Below are 21,567 nucleotides of genomic sequence, written 5' to 3' on the forward strand. Positions count from 1 at the left end.
AGCTAGAAGATAATTCGACGTAGTGAGAAATTTTGGGAATAAAGTATAAATAGAGCTACGCCTCTGTCTTCACCCGAAGGCAGGGCTCGCCAATCGGCGAGTTTTCTTTACATCTTAGGAAAGTATGAGCTTTCAGCTAAGCAGTCAATGCTTTTTCTCACTTTTTGCAAGACATTCCCCTTTTCTTTTTGGTATGATAGTGAAAGTGACTATTTTAGCGAATGAGAAAGGTGGGCAAGATGTGGACAAGGGTACTGCAGGTTTGCCGATACATGTTCATTTTGTAACACAAATTCGCGAAGGGGCGCGCAAGGAAACTATTGCTTTTGAAACAAATGGTTTATACTATGAAAAAGGTCAAGGTACATACATTACGTTTCAAGAGCCAAATGAGCAGGGAGAGGTAAAGACAGTCGTTAAAATTCAGGACGATACAGTGCTCATTATGCGCTCTGGTTCTGTGTCCATGCGGCAAACCCATAAAAAGGGAGAATGGACAAAAGGAACGTACACAAGCGAGCTAGGAACATTTCCATTAGAAACAAAAACAGATAACGTTCTTTTTGAATGGTCGGATCAGAAGAAAAGAGGACAGCTGTTTTTTACATACGCTTTGCGCATTAGCGGCAGTGAAGCGGGACGATATACGATTACGATGAAGTTGAAGGAGAGTGTAAAATGAATTCCTTAGAGCAAGTAAAAGAACTAGTAAAGCAAGAGATTCAAGCGGCAGTTGTGAAGGCAGGCTTGGCTTCAGAAGAGCAAATCCCCAATGTTATCCTTGAAACGCCGAAGGACAAGACACATGGCGATTACTCTACAAACATGGCGATGCAGCTAGCGCGTGTTGCGAAAAAGCCTCCTCGTGCGATTGCCGAGGAAATTGCTGCAGGCTTTGACAAAAATAAGGCATCTGTTGAGAAAATTGAGATTGCCGGACCAGGCTTTATCAACTTTTACATGAATAACAGCTATTTAACAGACCTCATCCCTGCGATTCTGCAAGCAGGAGAGAAGTATGGCGAAACGAATACAGGGAAGGGGCAAAAGGTTCAGGTGGAATTCGTATCCGCAAACCCAACCGGTGACCTTCACTTAGGGCATGCCCGCGGCGCGGCTGTTGGCGATACCCTGTGCAATTTGCTTGCAAAGGCGGGCTACGATGTATCTCGGGAGTATTATATTAACGATGCCGGAAACCAAATTCATAATCTCGCTCTTTCCGTAGAGGCGCGCTACATGCAGGCACTTGGCAAGGAGGCAGAAATGCCGGCGGATGGTTATTATGGCGAGGACGTTATCCAAATCGGTAAGCGCTTGGCTGACGAGTTTGGGGATCGCTATCTAAATGCGGACGAAAAAGAACGTTATGATTTCTTCCGCGAATACGGCTTAAAATATGAATTAGAAAAGCTGCAAAAAGACTTAGAAAGCTTCCGTGTTGGCTTTGATGTGTGGTATTCTGAGACGTCCCTATACCATAACGGAAAGATTGACCAAGCTTTAGACGTATTAAAGGAGCGCGGCGAAATCTTTGAGGAGGGCGGGGCGACATGGTTCCGTTCCACAACGTATGGCGATGACAAGGACCGCGTGCTTATTAAAAATGACGGTTCTTACACATACCTAACACCGGATATCGCCTACCACCGTGATAAGCTAGAGCGCGGCTTTGAGAAGCTTATTAACATCTGGGGCGCGGACCATCACGGCTACATCCCGCGTATGAGAGCGGCAATCCAGGCACTTGGCTATAGCGGCGATGCCCTGGAAGTACAAATCATCCAGATGGTGCAGCTGTACCAAAACGGTGAAAAGGTAAAAATGAGCAAACGTACAGGAAAGGCTGTTACATTGCGCGAGCTGATGGAAGAGGTTGGCGTAGATGCGATGCGCTACTTCTTCGCGATGCGCAGCAGCGATTCCCATCTTGATTTTGATATGGACCTTGCTGTATCCACATCAAATGAAAATCCTGTATACTATGGACAATATGCGCATGCCCGTGTTTGCAGCATCCTTCGTCAAGGCGAAGAGCTTGGCTTAACACACGGCAGCAGTGCCAATTATGCATTAGTGGACTCTGAGAAAGAAATTGACCTCTTGAAAAAGCTTGGTGAATTTCCGGCAGCAGTAGCGGAGGCGGCTGTAAAACGTTTGCCGCATCGCATGACGCACTACGTATTTGAGCTAGCATCTGCCCTTCATAGCTTCTACAATGCGGAAAAGGTATTAGATCGTGAAAACATGGAAAAAAGTCAGGCGCGTTATGACCTAATGAAGGCAGTGCAAATTACCTTGCATAATGCATTAGCTTTAATTGGCGTCTCTGCACCGGAGAAAATGTAAAGACAAGAAGCAAAGCAGATTTAATCTGCTTCACTGCTTCTTAAAGCATAAAAAAACACAGCCGGAATGGCTGTGTTTTTTATTGCACTTTCAGAAAGTATAAATTTCTAGCTGGATGCCAATTCGACGGAGCGAGAAATTTTAGGAATAAAGTATAAGTAGGGCTATGCCGCTGTCTTCGCCCAAGGGCAGGGCTCGCCAGTCGGCGAGTTTTCTTTATGCTTCTACCTTATTGCTTTGAACTAAGAAAGTTTTCTTCCAAGTTTGTACAGCTGTAAGCAATACAATTAAAGCTGCAAGTCCCATTAAAGAATACCCAATAAATCCTGATGCATATGTGCCTGTAATCTGCTTAAGAGATCCTAATAGGTTTGGTACGAAGAAGCCGCCGATACCGCCAGCCGCGCCGACAAGACCTGTAACCATACCGATCTCTTCACGGAAGCGCTGTGGAATGATTTGAAATACTGCGCCATTCCCCATACCAAGGCAGCCCATTCCGACAAATAGCATAACCATAACGATACTAAAGGCAGGCAAGTAGCTTACGCCGAACATGAGAATAGCCACTGCGCTAAACAAGAAGATAAGTAGCTTTGTTCCGCCGATTCTATCAGCAAGAAAACCGCCAACTGGTCGTAAGATACTTCCAGATGCCACGCAAAGGGTTACGAAATCACCTGCAGATACCTTTGATAAGCCATACTGATCTACGAAGAAAATGCTCAGGAAGCTGGAAAGTCCCACAAAGCCTCCGAATGTAACGCTATATAGAGCACAGAAGAACCAAGTATCTTTATGTTTGAACACGGAGAATGTCTCTTTTAATGTTTTTGGTGCTGGTTGGGACGGTGCATCCTTTGCCATAAATAGGTAAGCAATAAATACAAGGATTAAAGGAATAAGTGCAAAACCTAAAACACTGTGCCAACCGTATGCTGTTGCAAGACGAGGACCAAATAATGTTGCAAATAATGTTCCGCTGTTACCTGCGCCAGCGATCCCCATTGCCAAGCCCTGCAGATGAGGCGGATACCAACGGCTTGCCATTGGCAGTGCAGCAGAGAAGCTTGCGCCGGCTACCCCTAATAAAATACCAATTGCAAGTAATTCATTCAGGCTGCTTCCAGCTAACCATCCCCAAAGCAGAGGAACCATTGTGACAATCATACCGCCGATTGCTGTTTTTCTTGGGCCAATGCGGTCTGTTAGAACCCCTAATATGATTCGGAAGATAGATCCCCCTAAGATCGGAATCCCAACGATTAATCCTTTTTGCGCTGGCGATAATCCGAAATCGGCTGTGATGAAGGCTCCAAGTGCTCCAAGGATAACCCAAATCATAAAGCTTACATCAAAGTATAAAAACGAGGCAATGAGTGATGGTGTATGTCCGCTCTTCTTTAAATCAGCTAACTTCATATTTTCCCTCTCCCTTACTCAATTATTGTATCTAGAGTATTTATACTATGGCTAAAGAAAAAATGAAGCAGTTTTGTGAGAAAAGTTAACATCATTTTGAAAATTCAGAAAATGATAACGCATACATTTCATATTGGTCAAAGAGGAAGAAGCCTAGGAAATTCAAGTAGAATAAGGGTTTAAGGGAAAAAGGAGCTTTATTATATAAAAAATTGAATGTTATAAAACATTACATGAAGTGGAATTTTTAGGAAGTAAAGTGTTTAGGGAATAGAACGAATCAGTCAAAATCATAGCTGCTTAGTGGGCGAATTCCTGCAAGTGCATAATGGGGAACTTTCTGAAAGTTTAAAATAGGACACTCTTCCCTGCAACACTGCACGGAAGAGTGTCCCGTTTCCATAAGATTATCCCCTTAATCTAGAGCAGTTAAAATAATTGGTTCACCTTTGGTAACAACAATTGTATGCTCACATTGTGCCACCAAGCTTTTATCCGGTGTTACAAATGTCCAGCCGTCACCTAGCTCAACAATATGGTTTGCTCCTGCGGAGATAAACGGCTCTACTGCTAATACAAGTCCATCCTTTAGCAATGCCCCGTCACGCGGATCGAAGTAGTTTAAGATATGCTCTGGTTCCTCATGGAGGCTGCGGCCGATGCCATGACCGGTCAGGTTTTCGATAACAGCAAGCCCATTTTTACGTGCCTCGTTAAAGACGGCACGCCCAATTTGGTTACGCTTCGCACCAGCTCTTGTTTTTTTCATCGCTGCCCAAAATGCATCCTCTGCAACCTGGCATAGCTTTGCTTTGAGCTCATCTCCTTGCCCAACTACAAAGGAAATGCCGGTATCCGCGTAATAGCCGTCGAGCGCTGCCGAAATATCAATATTTACAAGATCACCATCTTGAATCATGCGATCCCCAGGGATACCATGTGCGACTTCCTCGTTAACACTGATGCATGTGATGCCTGGGAAGTTATATTCCTTCTCTGGCGCAGATTCTGCACCATGCTCGTCAAGGATGCGTTTACCGATTAAATCGAGCTCCTTCGTTGTCATGCCGGGTTTTGCCGATCGCTTCATTTCCTCACGCGCGAGAGCGACAATTCGTCCGATTTTTCGTAATCCTTCCAAATCCTGTTCATTTCTAATGATCATGATAAACCTACCTTTTCTCTGAAGTGTATCTCACATGATAGTATCATTTTTCCCTAGATGATGACAATTGCCGCCTCTAAATAATGATAATATATGTGGCGGAGAAGTTTTGTGATAAAGCAGCTAAAAGTCTTTGTATTATACACCATTAGCCATGTAGGGCGCTTTTTTTCCTGTCGCCGCAAACAATGGTATACTAAGGTTATATAGAAAAAAGGAGATTTTTGAATGAGCAAGTACGAAACGATATATAACGCAATCATAAAACAAATTGAAGGCGGTAAACTGAAAGAAGGAGACAAGATCCCATCAGAGACAGAGTTAATGGCACAGTTCGATGCAAGCCGCGGTACGGTGCGCAAAGCGGTGGATCTATTGCAGGAGCGCGGGTATGTGCAAAAGATTCATGGTAAGGGCGTCTTCGTTCTTCGTAAGAAAAATATTGAGTTTCGTCTTGGCGGAATTGTAAGCTTTAGAGAGGAAAATGAACGGCTCAATCGACATATTGTAACCAAGGTAGTTGAAATGCAGAGGCTGTCTGCTGACAAGGCTGTTGCGAAGCTTCTGAATGTAAAAAGAAAAACAGAGATTGATCTAATTAAGCGTGTTCGTAATATTGATGGGGAGAATGTGATTTTAGACGTGAACTATTTTGTCTCTGATATCATACCCGACCTCACGAAGGAGACTGTACAGGCCTCAATTTACGAGTATATTGAACAAACGTTAAATCTGCAAATTAGCTATGCACACCGAGTAATTGAAGCACAGCCCTGTACGGAGGAAGACCAAAAATACTTAGACTTAAATGGAACAGATTATGTAATTGTGGTTAAAAACTATACGCATTTATATGATGGACGGCAATTTGAATATACAGAATCACGACACCGCCTGGATAGATTTTATTTTTCAGATGTGGCTCGTCGCTAGAAGCATACCCAGCAATGTGTATGCTTTTTATTATGGTGAAAAATATGTACTGTCTATTAAGGACCAATCAGCAGTTGATTGAGGCAATATATAACTCGTATATATAAGTGTTGACTAACTCGTATATATAAGTTAAGATGAAAACTGTAAACGCTACATGTAAACGCTATCTAAGGCGTTTCTAATAAAGGGAGGATTAATAATGAGCGATAAACATCGTCAGGTTGCTGAAGAGATACTTGTCCATGTTGGCGGTAAAGAAAACATTGCTGCTGCGACTCACTGTGTAACTCGTTTGCGCTTTGCTTTAAAGGATGAGAGTAAAGTAGATAAAGAGGCATTAGAGCAGATTGATTTAGTTAAAGGCTCCTTCTCTACAAACGGTCAGTTCCAGGTTGTTATCGGGCAAGGGACCGTTGATAAAGTGTATAACGAAATGGTTGGGATGACAGGAATCTCTCAAGCTAGTAAGCAAGAAATAAAGGATGAAGCGGCTAAAAAATTGAATCCGCTGCAGCGTGCGATTAAAACATTGGCAGATATCTTTATTCCAATTTTGCCAGCCATTGTAACAGCAGGTTTGCTGATGGGGATTAATAATATCTTGACCGGACCTGGCATTTTCTTTGATAAGAAGGCGTTAGTCGATGTCTATCCGCAATGGAAGGACTTTGCCAGCATTATTAACTTAATTGCAAATACGGCGTTTGTATTTTTGCCAGGCTTGATTGGTTGGTCCGCTGTCAATAGATTTGGCGGAAGTCCGCTATTGGGGATCGTTCTTGGTTTAATGCTCGTCCATCCTGATCTTCTCAACGCATGGGGATATGGAGCGGCAAAGGAAATCCCGAAATGGAACTTATTTGGTCTAGACGTCCAAAAGGTTGGTTATCAAGGTCAGGTATTGCCGGTATTACTTGCTTCTTATGTGTTAGCTACGATTGAAAAATTTCTAAGGAAGCGTATCGCAGATGCATTCCAGCTATTACTTGTAGCACCGATCGCGTTATTACTAACAGGCTTTCTTTCATTTATCGTAATTGGACCAATCACATTTGCGATTGGCAACGTCATTACAAATGCAGTAGTAGGTATTTTCGAGGTGGCGCCGCTTTTAGGCGGACTTATTTACGGAGGACTTTACGCACCGCTTGTTATTACAGGGATGCACCATACGTTTTTGGCGGTGGACCTGCAGCTAATTGGAAGCACAGGAGGTACATTCTTATGGCCGATGGTTGCTTTGTCAAATATTGCGCAAGGTACGGCTGCATTGGCTATGATGTTCGTAGTAAAGGATGAGAAATTAAAGAGCTTATCCGCAACGTCTGCTGTCTCTGCTTATCTTGGTATTACAGAACCGGCTATGTTTGGTGTAAACCTACGATTCCGCTATGCCTTTATTTCAGCTGTCATTGGCTCCGCGCTTGCGGGTATGTTTATTTCACTTCAAGGTGTAAAAGCTGCATCCATTGGTGTAGGCGGTTTACCTGGATTCTTATCCATTTTCCCGGAAAAATGGGGAGCGTTTTTCATCGGTATGGTAATCGTGTTAGTTGTACCATTCGTATTAACTATAATCCTTGGAAAACTGCGTAAGGAAAAATAATCTATGCATCATTCGGAGCCTGTCACTTGCACAGTCTCCTAGTGCTGCTGATGCAGCGAAGTAAAACGATATCACTATAAGCGGACAAGGTTTGCTCATAGTGGTATCTTGTCTTATTTTAGAAGCGGCGATAGGAGTAAGAAATGTCCGCTTCAATAACAAATGGTGGTGGAAAAAAATGAAACAGGACTGGAAAAAGTCTGTAGTATATCAAATTTATCCGAAAAGCTTTCGCAGTCATAATGGTGGTGCAACAGGAGATATAAAAGGGATTATTGAAAAATTGGACTATCTTTCCTTTTTAGGAGTCGATTATATTTGGTTAACTCCGATTTATGAATCGCCGCAAAATGATAATGGCTATGATGTAAGTGATTATTATGGAATTGATGAAAGCTACGGTACGATGGAGGAGTTTGAAGAGCTTCTTGCGGAATCCAAAAAGCGAAATATCGGCATTATGATGGATATCGTCGTGAATCATAGCTCAACGGAGCATAAATGGTTTCAAGAGTCGAAAAAGAGCCAGGACAACCCGTACCGCAATTTTTACATTTGGCGTGACGAGCCAACGAATTGGGAATCCAAATTCGGCGGATCTGCTTGGAAGTATGATGAAATAACCGGACAGTATTACCTTCATTTGTTTGATACTACACAAGCAGATTTAAATTGGGAAAATGAAGAGCTGCGCAAGGAAGTATATAAAATGATGGCGTTTTGGGCGGAAAAAGGGGTGACTGGCTTTCGACTTGATGTTATCAATCTAATCTCAAAGGATCAAAGCTTTCCGAATGACACAGCAGAGGGCGCAATGAATGATGGGCGTAAATATTATACTGACGGTCCGCGTGTGCATGAATTCCTGCAAGAGATGCATGAGGAAGTATTTGCAGGCACAGATATTATTACGGTCGGTGAGATGTCTTCTACAACGATTGATAACTGCATCAAGTATTCAAACCCAGACCGAAAAGAGCTAAGTATGACGTTTAGTTTCCATCACTTAAAGGTAGATTACCCGAATGGAGACAAATGGACAAAAGCGGACTTTGATTTCTTGCAGCTAAAAGACATTATGTCAACATGGCAGAAGGGGATGTATGATGGAGGAGGCTGGAATGCCATCTTCTGGTGCAACCATGACCAGCCGCGTATTGTTTCTCGGTTTGGTAACGACACGATGTATCGAAAGGAATCAGCAAAAATGCTGGCAACCTCCTTGCATATGCTGCAGGGGACTCCTTACATTTATCAAGGCGAAGAAATTGGCATGACAAACCCAGGCTTCAATTCGATTGATGACTACCGTGATGTAGAAACATTAAATATCTATAAATTAAAGCGGGAGCAAGGCATGAGCCATGAGGATATTATGGCCGCGATCCAGCAAAAATCCAGAGACAATTCACGTACGCCAATGCAGTGGGATGCTACTGAAAACGCGGGCTTCACAACAGGAATGCCTTGGATTGCAGCAGCTTCCAATTACAAGGATATTAATACAGAAGAAGCGGTCAAGGATCCTGATTCCATTTTACATTATTATAAAAAGCTCATTGAACTTCGAAAGCAATACGATGTTATTACGTATGGCAATTATGAGCTGCTGCTGGCAGATCATCCACGGATTTGGGCGTATATACGCCGTACGGAGGATGAGGTATTATTGACGGTCAGCAACTATTACAGTGAGGGGGCAGAATGGGTATTTCCGGAAGAGATCAGCTTTGAAGGCTGGAACAGCGAAGTGTTGATTTCTAATTACGCAGACCCAGCTCAAGACTATAAGCGTAGTAACCTTCGCCCATATGAGGCAGTTGTATACCGTTTTACCAAATAATTGTTGGACTGTGAGGGTGTCCCAAAGGTTAGCGATGCATGCTATCCTTTGGGACACCCTTGATTACTTGGAGAAGGTTTAACTGTTGATTAGGAAAAAGAAACATCATACTGGAAAGCTTGTCATTTCTCAGTGTGATGTTTGTGAAAAGCTATGATAGGTTCTTTTTTTTCGTCAACGCTGCTTTATCTAGTGTCCCAGGTGGTTGCTCTAGCCATTCGTTTTGAATCATGATATCCGCACCATCTTTAGCATATTGTCCTATTTCAAGTGATAGACGCTCATAATTGGTTGCTAAGTCGCTTCGCTGACTCGCTGCAGCTGCGGTCGCATAGTTTCCCATACCTGCCGTACTTAACAATGTCATGTGAAACATGGTCAATTTGTCAGAAAAGGGAGGAACTGTCGAATCGGTTATAGAGCTATCGGACGACATAGGCGGTTGTATATCGTTATCCATAAGGATAGCAGTGAAGAGTTTTACATGTTTTTTAGAGATGTCCCTTCCTCGTAACATCCATTGCTGAATGTTTTCTATGGGGGAGATTTGGGCAAAGCTAATTGCCAATTTTGACCCTATTAAGTTGGTTTGCATATTCATGAAAAGATGAGAGATCTCAATAGTATTTAACGGTCTTTCTTTACTAAAGAGAGAAAACCCGCTTAAATATTTTTTGCTATCAACATAATCGGTTGTTGTTGGATAGGCAATATAAGGAGCTCTAACAAATATACCCTTTGATAGAGCAACATCAGAGCTTCTATCATATAACTCGGATAATTTCTCAAGACCTTTTATAAAATGGGTTCTTACATCTTTACGTGCGCTTACACTAATATAACCACTGTATGTAAGTAAACCAACCTTTGCCATATGGTTAAGGTATGTAAGCATAAACATATCCGTATATAGACGAGGAGCATTCATATTAACATCTTCATTTGTGAAACCTATCGGCACAGGTAAAGCCTCTTCTTTATACAAATGAGTAAGCTTTTCTAAATTAGTAGTTGCAGTATCATAAATAAATTGAACAATAGGGCGAATATCTTCATCTTCTACATCTTTCAGAAAATAGCTTAAAATGCATTTGGCCATACTATTATTGATGTAAGATGTCCAAATCGCAGCAAGTTCAGATGAAGTTAATTTGATCCGATTTTCATTCATATTGATTTTCCTCCAAAGAATAAATTTTCCAACTAGAATTTATTCTTTACAAAAACGTAGATATTCATAAAAAAGCCAAGAAATAAAAACATTTCTTGGCCTTTTTGTGCTTTTCAGCTAGTTGTCAGATATAAGGTGTAAATGAATACCATAATTTGGACTGTTTTATATGGACTTACTTTTGTTTATTATTTAATACCTTATTTTTGGACAAAAGGATTGCTACTATGTTTAGTCTTACAAACTTAATCGAAACAAAAAGAGAGCAACTATTTTATTTAGGTAAGTTATATGGGCTAACCCATCCTAAAACCATTCAATGCAGTCAACAATTAGATGTATTGATAAATGCTTCTTTCAAAAAAGAGAAGCACAAGGGTAAAATTACAGGAAAATATTTAAAAAGGTATATCTTTATTGAGAGATGTATCTTTTTTTGTATACCCTAGTCATGAAAGGTTGACATAATAAACGAAAGAGGAAGTTGATACACTATAAGGTGAGCATAGTGTTTTGCTTACCCTTTTTAGTGAATTTGCCTGTCTAAAAAAAATTCATATTTATTGCTAAATAAGTGAATAATACTTAAGAGGTGATAACATGGATCAGAATAAATTAAAACTCACATCTTCCGAAATAGGGTCACTGTGGGCAGAATATGTAAACGGAACAATGACAGATACAGTAAATAGATATATGGTCTCTATTATTGAGGATGAGGAAATAAAAGCCATTTTTGAGGATGCTATCAGGACGTTCGAAAAACATAAGAAACAACTTGTAACTTTTATAGAAAATGAGGGATTTCCAGTTCCGATTGGATTTACTGAATCTGACCTCAATAAAGGTGCAGAGAGACTGTTTACTGACATATTTTGCTTAAATTATTTACATGTCATGACTTTGCATGGTTTGTTAGGACATTCAACTGCATTAGCTGTTTCTGTTAGAAAGGATTTAAGATATTTTTACGACTCTTGTGATAACGACGGGAAAAGGATGTATCATCAAACCATTGAGTTATTGCTTAAGAAGGGGAATTTTCAGAGAGATCCTTTATTTTATCCTGCCAAGAACCCTGAATTTGTTTCTAGCCAAGATTTTACAGATGGAATTTTCGGAAAAGAGAGATGTTTAGCCGCAACAGAAATCATTGGCATTTCGTTCAACCTTAAAAAGAGCATTATGGCTAAAACCCTTTCTATCGCATTCAGTCAAGTTACTCAAACAAAAGAAGTAAGAGAATTTTTGACGGATTCCGAGAAAACAGCTGATCAACAAATACAAGCCTTTGCGAAAATCATGATGGCAGATAATTTACCAGTTCCTAAGTCCTGGGAAACAGAAGTGACAACTTCAACAAATGCTCCTTTTTCGGATAAGTTAATGTTGTATCATACTGGCTTTTTATTTCAAACTGCCCAAGCATATCACGGGACTGGTTTAGCAGCAGCTATGCGAACAGACCTTGTAACGACTTATGAACGCATCATTCTAAAAAACCTGATGGTTACCAAAAAATGGTTTAATCTTATGGTACAAAATAAATGGTTAGAGCAGCCACCACTTGCTCCTAGTAGAAACAAAATTGCAAAAGAAAAATAATAATAACAATATCTAGGTATGTATAAGTGAATAAGAATATATTTGAAAAACTAATGTGGAGCATTGCACTTCCTGGGTTTGGACAGTATTTAAATGGAAAGTATTTTAAAGGTACAGTTTTATTGATACTTGAATTCCTGGTTAATGTACAAGCCAATTTTAATCAGGTCATACTTCTAAGTTTTCACGGGGAAATTGGTGCTGCCATAAAACATACCAATTATCAGTGGTTGATGTTTTATCCTTGTTTGTATTTTTTTTCTATGTGGGATGCTGTGAAAGATGCAGGCGGCAGGAAAGGCCCTTATTCTTTTCTTCCGTATGTGTTCGCTGCGTTTTTTGTAACTGTTGGATTGATTTTTTCCTCAAACATAACGATCTTTGGATTGTTATTGGGTCCTGTTTGGCTTCCAATATTGTTTGTTTTTCCTGGAATAATAATCGGATTTATTATTAGAGAAATCATAAATAACATTTCATAAAAAACCATCCTCTATCTACCAATTACAATCGGATGGTTTTTTATGTTGAATAAGTTTGAAGAACAATTCTTATATGGAAGTTGAACAAGAAGCAATGTATATTCTATACAAATCCAGTTAACATAATCCCTAATTACCGGCAGTGGGATTCCCGAGGGATTCCGCACCAATACTGGGTTTATCACAATCTCAGACAATAGAAAATATACAGAATTTTATGCAAGGCAGTAATGGAGCGGCTTTGGCCGCCTCCGTGCCTCGACAGGTCTCCCTGTTTTCTGCATAGAATCCTGTATATTTCTATCTGGTTCAAAAGGTGGCCGGATATTGTTTGTAGGAGATGAAAAGCATACTCCTAAGGATGCACTTTTTTGCATGTAAACTACAAATACGGAAGAATCAGCCCGCCGTATGTAAAGGCAGCAACGATAAGTAGGGCAGGATGAACCTTCCATTTTGTTAGCGCCAGCAAAGCAATAAGCGCAATAATGAGTGATTGCCATATTCCGATGGATAGGGCAGCATCCTTCATCATTTGCCAGGTTAGGACGGCCATCATAATCGCAATGACAGGCTGAACAAGTAAAGTCATTCCTTTTACGATGAGGGACTGGCGATGGCGCTGGATAACCTTTAATAACAGAATCAGCGCAAGAGCCGATGGAAAAACAGTCGCGAATAAAGCAACAAAGAAGCCCCACCATCCATAGACATCATAGCCAACATATGCAGCAATTTTGGTCGCAATTGGTCCTGGCAATGCGTTTCCAAGTGCCAGCATATTTGAAAATTCTGTATTGGTTAACCAATGATGATGGGTTACAATCTCTGCATACATAAGAGGAATGGAAGCTGGGCCTCCGCCATAGCCAAGTACATTTGCAAGGAAGAAGCCTATCAATATATTAATCCAATCAGTCATACCGACATCTCCTTGCCTTTTGATTTGTTATGCTTACTTTTATCCTTGAGCTTGAAGTGAACAGCCCCATATGCGAGAAATATGACAATGACAATGGCAGGATGGATGGAAATCACCTGCAGCAGTAAAAAGGAAATGATAAAACAAAGCCCGCCAAGCCATTTCCCTAAGCCCTTCACAGCCTTTTCCGCAAACTCATAGGCCATGAGCCCAAGCATGACTGCAATTACCGGCATCACCGCTGCAATCATACCGCCCACAGCTTTTGAGTAGCTCAGGACATTTACAGCTGTGAGAAGCAGAATCATCGCCAAACCCGTTGGCAAAATATGTGCCAGCACACCAGTAAAGGCGCCCAATACCCCTTTTTGTTTATACCCTAAGTAAGCTGCCATTTTTGTTGCAATTGGTCCGGGTAAAGCATTGGCGATTGCCAAAACTTCACCAAATTCATCATCCTCCAGCCAGCGGTAACGAGAAACGGCCTCATGGCGGATTAACGGAATAACCGAAGGACCGCCGCCAAACCCGAATATACCTGTGCGAAGCATCGCCAGTGTAAGCTCCTTATATGAACCTTTCACCTTTCTTCCCCCATTCGTCTATAACTTCATTCCCATACGGCTTTTATAGCGCTTAATTAAAATCTGACAGTCGACGCTTACTACCCCTTGAAGAGGGTACAGCTTTGTTGTTAAAAAAGTCTCCATTTCCTGATTATCAGTAAAAATCCCATGCATATGCAATTTGCTTGGTCCTGTCATATGATATAGGCTTGTAACCGCATGCTCCTCAGCTAGCCGATCAGCTACCGCCTCTAAATGCTGCGGCTCTACCTCCACGCTAAAAAAAGCAGATACGTGAATTCCAATTTTGGTTGGATTGATAACGGTCGTAAATTTTTCGATTACTCCCTTTTCCATCAAATTGTTAATACGAGACTGTACTGCTACACGTGATATTCCAATTTCCTTTCCTAAATCTGTGTAGGAGAGACGGCTGTTTTCGTGAAGCCGGGACAGAATCTTCTTGTCTAGTTCGTCTAAAACCAGATTTGGAACATGATAGTCAGATGACAAAAAACTCACCTTTCCTTTCGTAATCATATTTGATAAATATTGATCTATTTGTAATTATATTAACATTTTTTTGTTCTTAATCAATAAAAATGAGTGATTATAATTTCGAAACGAAAGAAAGTGTGTAAGAAAATCTTCCGAGAATACAGCAGGGTGGAAAATGTGTTTATATAATGAGCTCATCATTTCCAAAAAACGTAAGGAGTGAAAGCGATGAAGAAAACACATCCTGCTGTGGTCATTTTCCTATTCTTTTTAGGGTGGGTGTTTATGTATGCTGACCGCAATATTTTGTCACCGGTGATGGGGGAGATTGGACAGCAATGGAATTTAGACAAGGCGCACCTGGGACTTATGTCCACTGTCTTTTTTGCTGCATACGCGTTTATGCAGATTCCAACTGGATTTTTAGCTGATAAGTTTGGTCGGGTGAGGGTGTTGGTGACTGGGTACATTTTATTTGGTGTTGCTACTTATCTGAGCGGTACGGCTGCCACCTTTGTCATGTTTCTGATGCTGCGGGCTTTAACGGGATTAGGAGAAGGGACATATTACGGCTCTCAATACGGTATTTCTTCTAACTTAACTCCTAAAAAGTACCGTGGTATTGTATCAGCTCTTATCAATAGCGGTATGGCATTTGGGATTTCACTTGGTTTTATTTCCGCTAGTTATTTTACATATACATTAGATAAAGGCTGGCAGTTCTCATTTTACCTATTTGCAATTCCAACCATCGTAATTGCGATTTTAATTGGTTTATTTGTCCGTGATAGTCAGGGAGGAAATGAGAAGCAGCATGTGCAACAACAAGAGAAGGGGAATTTAAAGCTTTTATTCACAAAAAACCACATTTTCGTCTATATTATCATTTTTTGTTCTCTATATGGCTTTTTCGGAATGCTAACCTGGCTTCCGTATTACCTGCAAACCGCAAGAGGTGTGGAGGGCTCACAAACAGGTATCATCTCTTCCTTGGTACCATGGGCTTCTATACCAGGTGCGATTTTCTTTGGATTCATCTCAGATAAAATCAAAAGCAAGAAGCCGCTTATTATTGGTTTAGCCTTAGCTGGAGCTGTTTGTCAGCTTGTAATTCCATATACAGAAAATTACTCGCTGATGATTGTCGGCTTAGTATTGTATGGATTACTTGGAAAGCTTGCGCTGGATCCAGTTCTTATTTCTTATATTGCCGATATCACACCATCGTCAATGTATTCCAAGGTATATGGGTTCTTTAATTTTAGCGGTATGCTGTCATCTATCTTTGCACCATACATTACAGGCTATTTTGCTGATGTAACAGGAAGTTTGGAATTTGGTTTTTACCTGTCAGGAGCTTTATTGATTGTCGGAGCGATTCTGTTTATGTTTACCGATAAAGGAATAAATAGAGATGATCGCTCTATATTAGGGATAAATAAAGATCATAAAACAGGGGAGGAACATGCGGTATGAATGAAGCTATGGTTGGAACGAAAACAATGGTTGTCAGCCCGCATTACTTGGCTTCCGCGGCAGGACAGAGGATTTTACAAAAAGGGGGAAATGCCTTTGACGCAGCAGTGGCAGTAAGTGCCTGCCTCGCAGTTGTCTATCCGCATATGACAGGGCTTGGGGGAGATTCATTTTGGCTGCTGTACAATAAGAAGGATCATAAGGCGCGAGCATATAATGGCAGCGGGAGATCAGGGTATAAGGTAACAAGGGCGTCCTTTGCTGGTCTTTCCTCGATTCCAACTCGCGGGATCAAAAGTGCCATTACCGTTCCGGGCATGGTTGATAGCTGGGATGCTGTATTACGGGAGTATGGCCGTCTTTCCCTCAGCGATGTCTTGGAGCCTGCGATTACATATGCAGAGTCTGGCTTTCCTTTTTCAAAAAATCAGCATGTTAACACATTGCATACTATGGACGTATTGGCTCAGTATCCTGAAACAGCAGCTATTTTCTTGCCGAATGGTCGGGCTCCGCGCATAAATGAGAAGTTTATTCAAAAAGGCTTAGCTAACACATTAAAAGCTCTTGCCGAGCAGGGAAGGGATTCCTTTTATAAGGGCGAACTAGCGAGGCGGATTGTAGCGGGTCTGCAAGAAAAGGGCGGATTGCTGGAGATGGAGGATTTTGCAGCGCACAAGGGGAGCTGGGCAGAGCCAATATCCTCTACCTATCGTGGCTATAATATCATGCAGGTGCCGCCAAATTCACAAGGCTTTGTTGGTTTAATGGCATTAAATATTTTAGAGAACTATGATCTTAAGACAATTCCACACGGCTCCTATGAATACTATCATCTGCTAGTAGAAGCACTGAAACGGAGCTTTGAGGATCGAAACGCATTCTTAACAGATCCTAATTTTGCTTCCATTCCTCTTGAGAGGCTATTAAGCAAGACATATGCAAAAGAAATGGCCCAATCCATCAGCCTCCAAAAGGTGCGGGATATCACGACACAGCCAATTGGAAGTGACACAGCCCATGCGGCTGTAGTTGATGAGGAGGGTAATGCAGTATCATTTATTCAAAGTCTTTATTTTGAATTTGGCTCTGGGATCGTTGCAGGGGACACGGGCATTCTTATGCAAAATCGCGGCTCCTTCTTTTCAATAGACCCGAATCATGTCAACTGCTTAGAGCCTCGGAAACGAAGCTTCCATACGTTAATGCCAGCAATGGCCTTTAAGGATGATAAGCCTTATGTGTTATATGGCACGCAAGGGGGAGAGGGGCAGCCGCAAACACAAACAGTTATAATTACAAGAATGCTAGATTATGGAATGAATCCGCAGCAAGCCATTAGTGAACCTCGGTTTGTCTGGGGAAGAACATGGGGAGAAGCTTCGCAGGAGCTGAAAATAGAGGGGCGGATTTCCAAGGAGGTTACAGCAGCGCTGCAGGCGGCGGGTCACCTAGTAAAACGGGTTCATGATCTGGATCAGGCAATGGGGCACGCAAATGCAATTTTGATAGATGAGCAAGGGTTTCTGCATGGCGGGGTAGATCCGCGGAGTGATGGGGCTGCGAATGGGGTATAGCAATCAAATTTAGTCCCCTATAAATCAGGATATGGCAACAACGGTTATGACAAAATATGATTTTGTATGAATTGATACATGCGTAGAAGCACTTTACTATAAAAAATATCCCTCTTCCAGTTATATGGGGAGGGATGTTTTTGTTGAAGATAATCTTTAATGAAGGAAGCAAAGAACGTCTCAGTAAATTGCTACTACCTTTACATCGATGTTGTGTTCTTTAAATTTCTTTAGAAGATTATCCTGCATTGCATAGTCAGTTATAATGGTGTCTACTTGGTCAATTGAAGCAAATGAAGCAATAGAATTTTTGTTGATTTTAGTATGATCAAGCAAGGCAACTACCCGATTTGCGGCATTGACCATAGCCTTTTTTAGCTCTACTTCATATACGCTGAAATCAGTTAAGCCAGATTCGAATGAAAAGCCATTGGCTGATGTAAACATCAAGTCGATATTAATTTGGCTTAAAATATTTATACCTAAGCTTCCCTCTAGGGAATAGGAGCCCTTTTTGACAATTCCGCCTAGTAGGATAACCGTAATATCGGGATGATCATGCAATTCAAGGGCGGTGTTAATTCCGCTTGTAACGACAGTTAGGCGAATTTGCATATCTCTCAGATAACGGGCAAGTTCCAGAGCTGTCGAGCTTGCGTCTAACATGATACATTGGCCCGGGGAAAGTAATTCTGCCGCTTTTTTTGCAATGGCAGATTTTTCATCCCTATTTTTTTGTTCCCGTGTGGAGAAGCTAGTTTCGTTATCTATATCATCTGGCAGAATAGCTCCGCCGTGTGTTCTTTTGAGGAGGCCTTCTTCCTCCATTTTAGTCAGGTCTGTTCTTAAGGTAGCTTCCGATACGTTTATTTCTCTTGAGAGATCCTTTATGATGATTCTTTGTTGTTCGTTTAATTTTTCCATTATAATCTTTTGTCTTTCTGGAGCAAACATTTTTCTCATGAGTCTCACCCTCGTGTATGTGTATTTTGTTAATGTATTTTTCGTTTTATAAGGTATAATTACAAAATTTGATATTAAACAATAATAAACAAAAACGGATTTTCATTTATAATAATATTACAACACTTATTAGATATAATGTAAATTATTTAATAATAAAAAATAAACGAAAATAAAACGAAAGATAACGAAAAAATAAATTGACTAAACGATAAAAAGTGTAATATAATGAAAACAATCAATCATCTAACGAAAGAAAACAACAAGAAGGAGTAAGGTGATCATGTAGAATGTGTGCTTATACTTGGTGTTAGATTATAAGGAGGGGGATAGATTTATTAAACCTTTCACTATCGCAAATGTAAGCGTTATCTGAAGGGTAGGGGTTGAATTCTTTTTATCCTACTACTCATAATTGGAAGTGCAGGTTCACGTAAAACCTAACTCAAAGAATTTAAAAAGCAAAGCATCTTATTAAACAAGGGAGAGATATATTATGTGTCCAATTACTATCACAAATCAAGATCCTAATCAGGTTACTATTCCAAAAACAATGAAAGCTGTAGTAGCCTATACACCTGGTGATTATCGATTGGAAGAAGTCCCAGTTCCAGAGATTGGTGAAGGCGAAATCTTAGTAAAGGTTGAAGCTTGCGGAATTTGTGCAGGGGATTTGAAAGCGTTTGAAGGCGCTCCAAGTTTCTGGGGAGATGCGACACAACCGGCTTATATTAAAGCACCGATGATTCCAGGACATGAATTTATTGGTCATGTTGTTGCATTGGGTGAAGGAGTAGAAGGATTTGCGATTGGAGATCGAGTGATTTCTGAACAAATTGTTCCTTGTTGGAAATGCCGCTTCTGTAACCGTGGTCAGTATTGGATGTGCGAAAAACATGATTTATATGGATTCCAAAACAATGTAAATGGTGCAATGGCTGAATATATGAAGTTTACAAAGGAAGCAATCAACTATAAGGTTCCAGAGGACCTGCCAATCGAGAAAGCCATTCTAATTGAACCGTATGCTTGTTCATTCCACGCAGTGCAGCGTGCACAAATTCAGCTTGGGGATGTAGTTGTACTTGCTGGAGCAGGAACTCTCGGCCTTGGAATGATTGGAGCTATTAAAAAATCAGGTCCAGGAAAATTAATTGTGTTAGATTTATTTGAAGATCGTCTAGAGCTTGCAAAGAAATTCGGTGCTGACATGGTTATCAACCCAGCAAAAGAAGATGCAATCGCTATTGTAAAAGAGTTAACAGATGGCTATGGCTGTGACATTTATATTGAAGCAACTGGAGCGCAAAAATCAGTTGAGCAAGGCTTAACGATGATTCGTAAGCTGGGTAGATTCGTAGAATTTAGCGTATTTAAAGATCCAGTTACAGTTGATTGGAGTATTATCAGTGATAGAAAAGAGCTAGATATATTAGGATCACACTTAGGCCCATATTGCTATGAGCACGTTATTAAAGGAATTGCAAATGGTGACCTTCCAACAGAAGGAGTTGTAACACATACATTGCCATTAGAAGAATTTGAAAAAGGCTTCCAGCTTGTTAAAAATGGATCCCAATCATTAAAGGTAGTTTTAAATCCAAATCTATAAGAAACCTTTAACTCAGTAAAGTGAGGAATAGTCTCCGGCGCATACTCCGGAGACTATTCCTGAAATAAGTATAAAGGAGGAAGACACGTGAATGGAGTGTTACAAAAACTAGGCTTGGATTCTAAAATGGCATTAGGTTTGTTTGGGGTATTAATCTTTATGATGGGGGACGGTCTTGAGCAGGGATGGCTTTCTTCCTATTTAATGGATCATGGCTTAACGGTACAAGAATCTGCCCTATTGTTTTCTGTATACGGTTTCGCGGTTGCAATCGCAGCATGGCTATCTGGGGTACTTGCTGAAATTTTAGGACCACGAAAAGCAATGATTATTGGATTATCTTTATTTGTAATTGGCACATTGGCTTTCTTGACAGTTGGGATAAAAGGCATGAATCTTGCTATTATGATTCCTACGTATTCTCTTAGGGGTCTTGGTTATCCATTGTTTGCGTATTCCTTTTTGGTTTGGATTACATACTATGCTCCAAGCGACAAGCTTGGTACGGCAGTGGGCTGGTTTTGGTTTGCATTTACGGGTGGTTTAAATGTGTTAGGTGCCTATTATTCTAGTTTTGCTCTTCCAATTTTAGGTGAAATCCATACACTTTGGAGCGCATTAATCTTTGTTGCGTTAGGCGCTACCATTGCGATTTTGTTAAATAAAGAAGATGCGAGTCAAAAAAATAATAAGAAGTTTGAAACGAAAGCGGAAGCTCTCAAATACTTGACAAAAGGGATTACTATTGCGTTTGAAATCCCAAAGGTTGGATTAGGCGGTCTTGTAAGAACAATTAATACAGCAGGAGCATACGGATTTGTTGTATTCATGCCAACATATATGATGGATGCTGGATTTACACGGACAGAATGGCTGCAAATTTACGGTGCACTTTGGACAACCAATATTGTGTTTAACTTAATTTTTGGTATCGTTGGTGATAAGCTGGGCTGGCGTAATACGGTTATGTGGTTTGGTGGAGTAGGCTGTGCGTTCTTTACTCTAGCGTTTTATTATGTACCAGCGTTTATGGGGGCGAATTATATAGCAGCAACGAGTGCAGCTGCAGGCTTTGGAGCATGCTTAGCCGGCTACGTTCCGTTATCTGCACTCGTTCCTTCATTAGCTCCTGAAAATAAGGGTGCTGCAATGTCAATTCTTAGTCTTGGAGCAGGATTAAGTACATTTGTTGGACCTGCAATTGTAGGCGTTTTCATTGGCAGCCTTGGTGCAGTGGGTGTAATTTGGATCTATACAGCGTTATATATAGTTAGCGCACTTTTAATGAGGTTTGTTACTCTTCCTAAGATTGGAAAGGTAACTCAATCCAATGATTTAAATAATATTAAGCAGACTGCAAGCAATTAAATGTTC

At 40.8% G+C, this 21,567-nt stretch carries 19 protein-coding genes; 12 read left to right on the forward strand and 7 right to left on the reverse strand.

What is annotated here, in order from left to right:
• Positions 1–241: 241 nt before the first annotated feature.
• Both AAHB12_RS06875 and argS read left to right on the forward strand, forming a co-directional pair.
• A complete protein-coding gene (locus tag AAHB12_RS06875; RefSeq protein WP_129727440.1) occupies positions 242–682 on the forward strand; it encodes a DUF1934 domain-containing protein in 441 nt (146 codons plus the stop codon).
• Positions 679–2,349, forward strand: a complete 1,671-nt coding sequence (argS, locus tag AAHB12_RS06880; protein WP_342044737.1) for an arginine--tRNA ligase — start codon at positions 679–681, stop codon at positions 2,347–2,349. Before AAHB12_RS06875 ends, argS begins: the two co-directional genes overlap by 4 nt.
• A gap of 216 nt (positions 2,350–2,565) precedes the next feature.
• On the opposite strand, the gene AAHB12_RS06885 is transcribed toward argS, so the two are convergent.
• Together AAHB12_RS06885 and map are read right to left on the reverse strand one after the other, a co-directional pair.
• Positions 2,566–3,771: a nitrate/nitrite transporter gene (locus AAHB12_RS06885; RefSeq protein ID WP_342044738.1), complete on the reverse strand. Its 1,206-nt coding sequence runs from the start codon at positions 3,769–3,771 to the stop codon at positions 2,566–2,568.
• Between the two features lie 415 nt (positions 3,772–4,186).
• Positions 4,187–4,936, reverse strand: coding sequence for a type I methionyl aminopeptidase (gene map / locus AAHB12_RS06890; RefSeq protein ID WP_342044739.1), 750 nt, complete (start codon positions 4,934–4,936; stop codon positions 4,187–4,189).
• 228 nt (positions 4,937–5,164) lie between these two features.
• On the opposite strand from map, the gene treR reads away from it, so the two are divergent.
• The 3 genes from treR to treC all read left to right on the forward strand — a co-directional run bounded on the left by treR (position 5,165) and on the right by treC (position 9,321).
• The gene (gene treR, locus AAHB12_RS06895; RefSeq protein WP_342044740.1) at positions 5,165–5,869 is read left to right on the forward strand and encodes a trehalose operon repressor; all 705 of its coding nucleotides are present in this window, start codon (positions 5,165–5,167) and stop codon (positions 5,867–5,869) included.
• Positions 5,870–6,071: 202 nt separating this feature from the next.
• Entirely contained in the window at positions 6,072–7,478 is a 1,407-nt protein-coding gene (gene treP, locus AAHB12_RS06900; RefSeq protein WP_129727449.1) for a PTS system trehalose-specific EIIBC component, read from the forward strand.
• 178 nt (positions 7,479–7,656) lie between these two features.
• Positions 7,657–9,321: an alpha,alpha-phosphotrehalase gene (gene treC / locus AAHB12_RS06905; protein WP_342044741.1), complete on the forward strand. Its 1,665-nt coding sequence runs from the start codon at positions 7,657–7,659 to the stop codon at positions 9,319–9,321.
• A gap of 151 nt (positions 9,322–9,472) precedes the next feature.
• Here the strand turns inward: treC and AAHB12_RS06910 are convergent, their stop codons facing one another.
• Complete coding sequence (locus AAHB12_RS06910) at positions 9,473–10,492, reverse strand: DUF3231 family protein (RefSeq protein ID WP_342044742.1); 1,020 nt, start codon at positions 10,490–10,492, stop codon at positions 9,473–9,475.
• A gap of 227 nt (positions 10,493–10,719) precedes the next feature.
• On the opposite strand from AAHB12_RS06910, the gene AAHB12_RS06915 reads away from it, so the two are divergent.
• The 3 genes from AAHB12_RS06915 to AAHB12_RS06925 all read left to right on the forward strand — a co-directional run bounded on the left by AAHB12_RS06915 (position 10,720) and on the right by AAHB12_RS06925 (position 12,579).
• Positions 10,720–10,941, forward strand: a complete 222-nt coding sequence (locus AAHB12_RS06915) for an aspartyl-phosphate phosphatase Spo0E family protein (protein ID WP_342044743.1) — start codon at positions 10,720–10,722, stop codon at positions 10,939–10,941.
• A gap of 151 nt (positions 10,942–11,092) precedes the next feature.
• Positions 11,093–12,097 carry a DUF3231 family protein gene (locus tag AAHB12_RS06920; RefSeq protein WP_342044744.1) on the forward strand — a complete coding sequence of 335 codons (1,005 nt, stop codon included), beginning with the start codon at positions 11,093–11,095 and terminating at the stop codon, positions 12,095–12,097.
• A gap of 26 nt (positions 12,098–12,123) precedes the next feature.
• Positions 12,124–12,579, forward strand: coding sequence for a hypothetical protein (locus AAHB12_RS06925; protein ID WP_342044745.1), 456 nt, complete (start codon positions 12,124–12,126; stop codon positions 12,577–12,579).
• 382 nt (positions 12,580–12,961) lie between these two features.
• On the opposite strand, the gene AAHB12_RS06930 is transcribed toward AAHB12_RS06925, so the two are convergent.
• The 3 genes from AAHB12_RS06930 to AAHB12_RS06940 are packed head-to-tail and all read right to left on the reverse strand — an operon-like array spanning position 12,962 to position 14,607.
• Positions 12,962–13,501, reverse strand: a complete 540-nt coding sequence (locus AAHB12_RS06930) for a chromate transporter (protein ID WP_342044746.1) — start codon at positions 13,499–13,501, stop codon at positions 12,962–12,964.
• Complete coding sequence (locus AAHB12_RS06935) at positions 13,498–14,085, reverse strand: chromate transporter (protein ID WP_342044747.1); 588 nt, start codon at positions 14,083–14,085, stop codon at positions 13,498–13,500. Before AAHB12_RS06935 ends, AAHB12_RS06930 begins: the two co-directional genes overlap by 4 nt.
• A gap of 18 nt (positions 14,086–14,103) precedes the next feature.
• Positions 14,104–14,607, reverse strand: a complete 504-nt coding sequence (locus tag AAHB12_RS06940; protein ID WP_425455866.1) for an Lrp/AsnC family transcriptional regulator — start codon at positions 14,605–14,607, stop codon at positions 14,104–14,106.
• A 186-nt stretch (positions 14,608–14,793) separates the two neighbouring features.
• Here AAHB12_RS06940 and AAHB12_RS06945 point away from each other — a divergent pair, with 186 nt between their 5' ends.
• Both AAHB12_RS06945 and ggt read left to right on the forward strand, forming a co-directional pair.
• A complete protein-coding gene (locus AAHB12_RS06945; RefSeq protein ID WP_342044748.1) occupies positions 14,794–16,041 on the forward strand; it encodes an MFS transporter in 1,248 nt (415 codons plus the stop codon).
• Positions 16,038–17,618, forward strand: coding sequence for a gamma-glutamyltransferase (gene ggt / locus AAHB12_RS06950; RefSeq protein WP_342044749.1), 1,581 nt, complete (start codon positions 16,038–16,040; stop codon positions 17,616–17,618). The genes AAHB12_RS06945 and ggt overlap by 4 nt, the downstream gene beginning before the upstream one ends.
• 180 nt (positions 17,619–17,798) lie before the next feature.
• Here ggt and AAHB12_RS06955 read toward each other — a convergent pair whose 3' ends face one another.
• On the reverse strand, positions 17,799–18,581 hold the full coding sequence (locus AAHB12_RS06955) for a DeoR/GlpR family DNA-binding transcription regulator (protein WP_205650899.1): 783 nt from the start codon (positions 18,579–18,581) through the stop codon (positions 17,799–17,801).
• A gap of 496 nt (positions 18,582–19,077) precedes the next feature.
• Here AAHB12_RS06955 and AAHB12_RS06960 point away from each other — a divergent pair, with 496 nt between their 5' ends.
• Both AAHB12_RS06960 and AAHB12_RS06965 read left to right on the forward strand, forming a co-directional pair.
• A complete protein-coding gene (locus tag AAHB12_RS06960; RefSeq protein WP_342044750.1) occupies positions 19,078–20,193 on the forward strand; it encodes an MDR/zinc-dependent alcohol dehydrogenase-like family protein in 1,116 nt (371 codons plus the stop codon).
• Between the two features lie 87 nt (positions 20,194–20,280).
• Positions 20,281–21,561: an MFS transporter gene (locus tag AAHB12_RS06965; RefSeq protein WP_342044751.1), complete on the forward strand. Its 1,281-nt coding sequence runs from the start codon at positions 20,281–20,283 to the stop codon at positions 21,559–21,561.
• The last annotated feature ends 6 nt before the right edge of the window (positions 21,562–21,567 follow it).

Source organism: Bacillus sp. OTU530 (genome assembly GCF_038440375.1).

What these genes read in the sequence shown, in the direction of transcription:
- argS (WP_342044737.1), top strand. Translation starts at nt 679, where the DNA reads ATGAATTCCTTAGAGCAAGTAAAAGAACTAGTAAAGCAAGAGATTCAA.
- AAHB12_RS06885 (WP_342044738.1), bottom strand. Translation starts at nt 3,771, where the DNA reads ATGAAGTTAGCTGATTTAAAGAAGAGCGGACATACACCATCACTCATT.
- map (WP_342044739.1), bottom strand. Translation starts at nt 4,936, where the DNA reads ATGATCATTAGAAATGAACAGGATTTGGAAGGATTACGAAAAATCGGA.
- treR (WP_342044740.1), top strand. Translation starts at nt 5,165, where the DNA reads ATGAGCAAGTACGAAACGATATATAACGCAATCATAAAACAAATTGAA.
- treP (WP_129727449.1), top strand. Translation starts at nt 6,072, where the DNA reads ATGAGCGATAAACATCGTCAGGTTGCTGAAGAGATACTTGTCCATGTT.
- treC (WP_342044741.1), top strand. Translation starts at nt 7,657, where the DNA reads ATGAAACAGGACTGGAAAAAGTCTGTAGTATATCAAATTTATCCGAAA.
- AAHB12_RS06910 (WP_342044742.1), bottom strand. Translation starts at nt 10,492, where the DNA reads ATGAATGAAAATCGGATCAAATTAACTTCATCTGAACTTGCTGCGATT.
- AAHB12_RS06915 (WP_342044743.1), top strand. Translation starts at nt 10,720, where the DNA reads ATGTTTAGTCTTACAAACTTAATCGAAACAAAAAGAGAGCAACTATTT.
- AAHB12_RS06920 (WP_342044744.1), top strand. Translation starts at nt 11,093, where the DNA reads ATGGATCAGAATAAATTAAAACTCACATCTTCCGAAATAGGGTCACTG.
- AAHB12_RS06930 (WP_342044746.1), bottom strand. Translation starts at nt 13,501, where the DNA reads ATGACTGATTGGATTAATATATTGATAGGCTTCTTCCTTGCAAATGTA.
- AAHB12_RS06940 (WP_425455866.1), bottom strand. Translation starts at nt 14,607, where the DNA reads ATGATTACGAAAGGAAAGGTGAGTTTTTTGTCATCTGACTATCATGTT.
- AAHB12_RS06945 (WP_342044748.1), top strand. Translation starts at nt 14,794, where the DNA reads ATGAAGAAAACACATCCTGCTGTGGTCATTTTCCTATTCTTTTTAGGG.
- ggt (WP_342044749.1), top strand. Translation starts at nt 16,038, where the DNA reads ATGAATGAAGCTATGGTTGGAACGAAAACAATGGTTGTCAGCCCGCAT.
- AAHB12_RS06955 (WP_205650899.1), bottom strand. Translation starts at nt 18,581, where the DNA reads ATGAGAAAAATGTTTGCTCCAGAAAGACAAAAGATTATAATGGAAAAA.
- AAHB12_RS06960 (WP_342044750.1), top strand. Translation starts at nt 19,078, where the DNA reads ATGTGTCCAATTACTATCACAAATCAAGATCCTAATCAGGTTACTATT.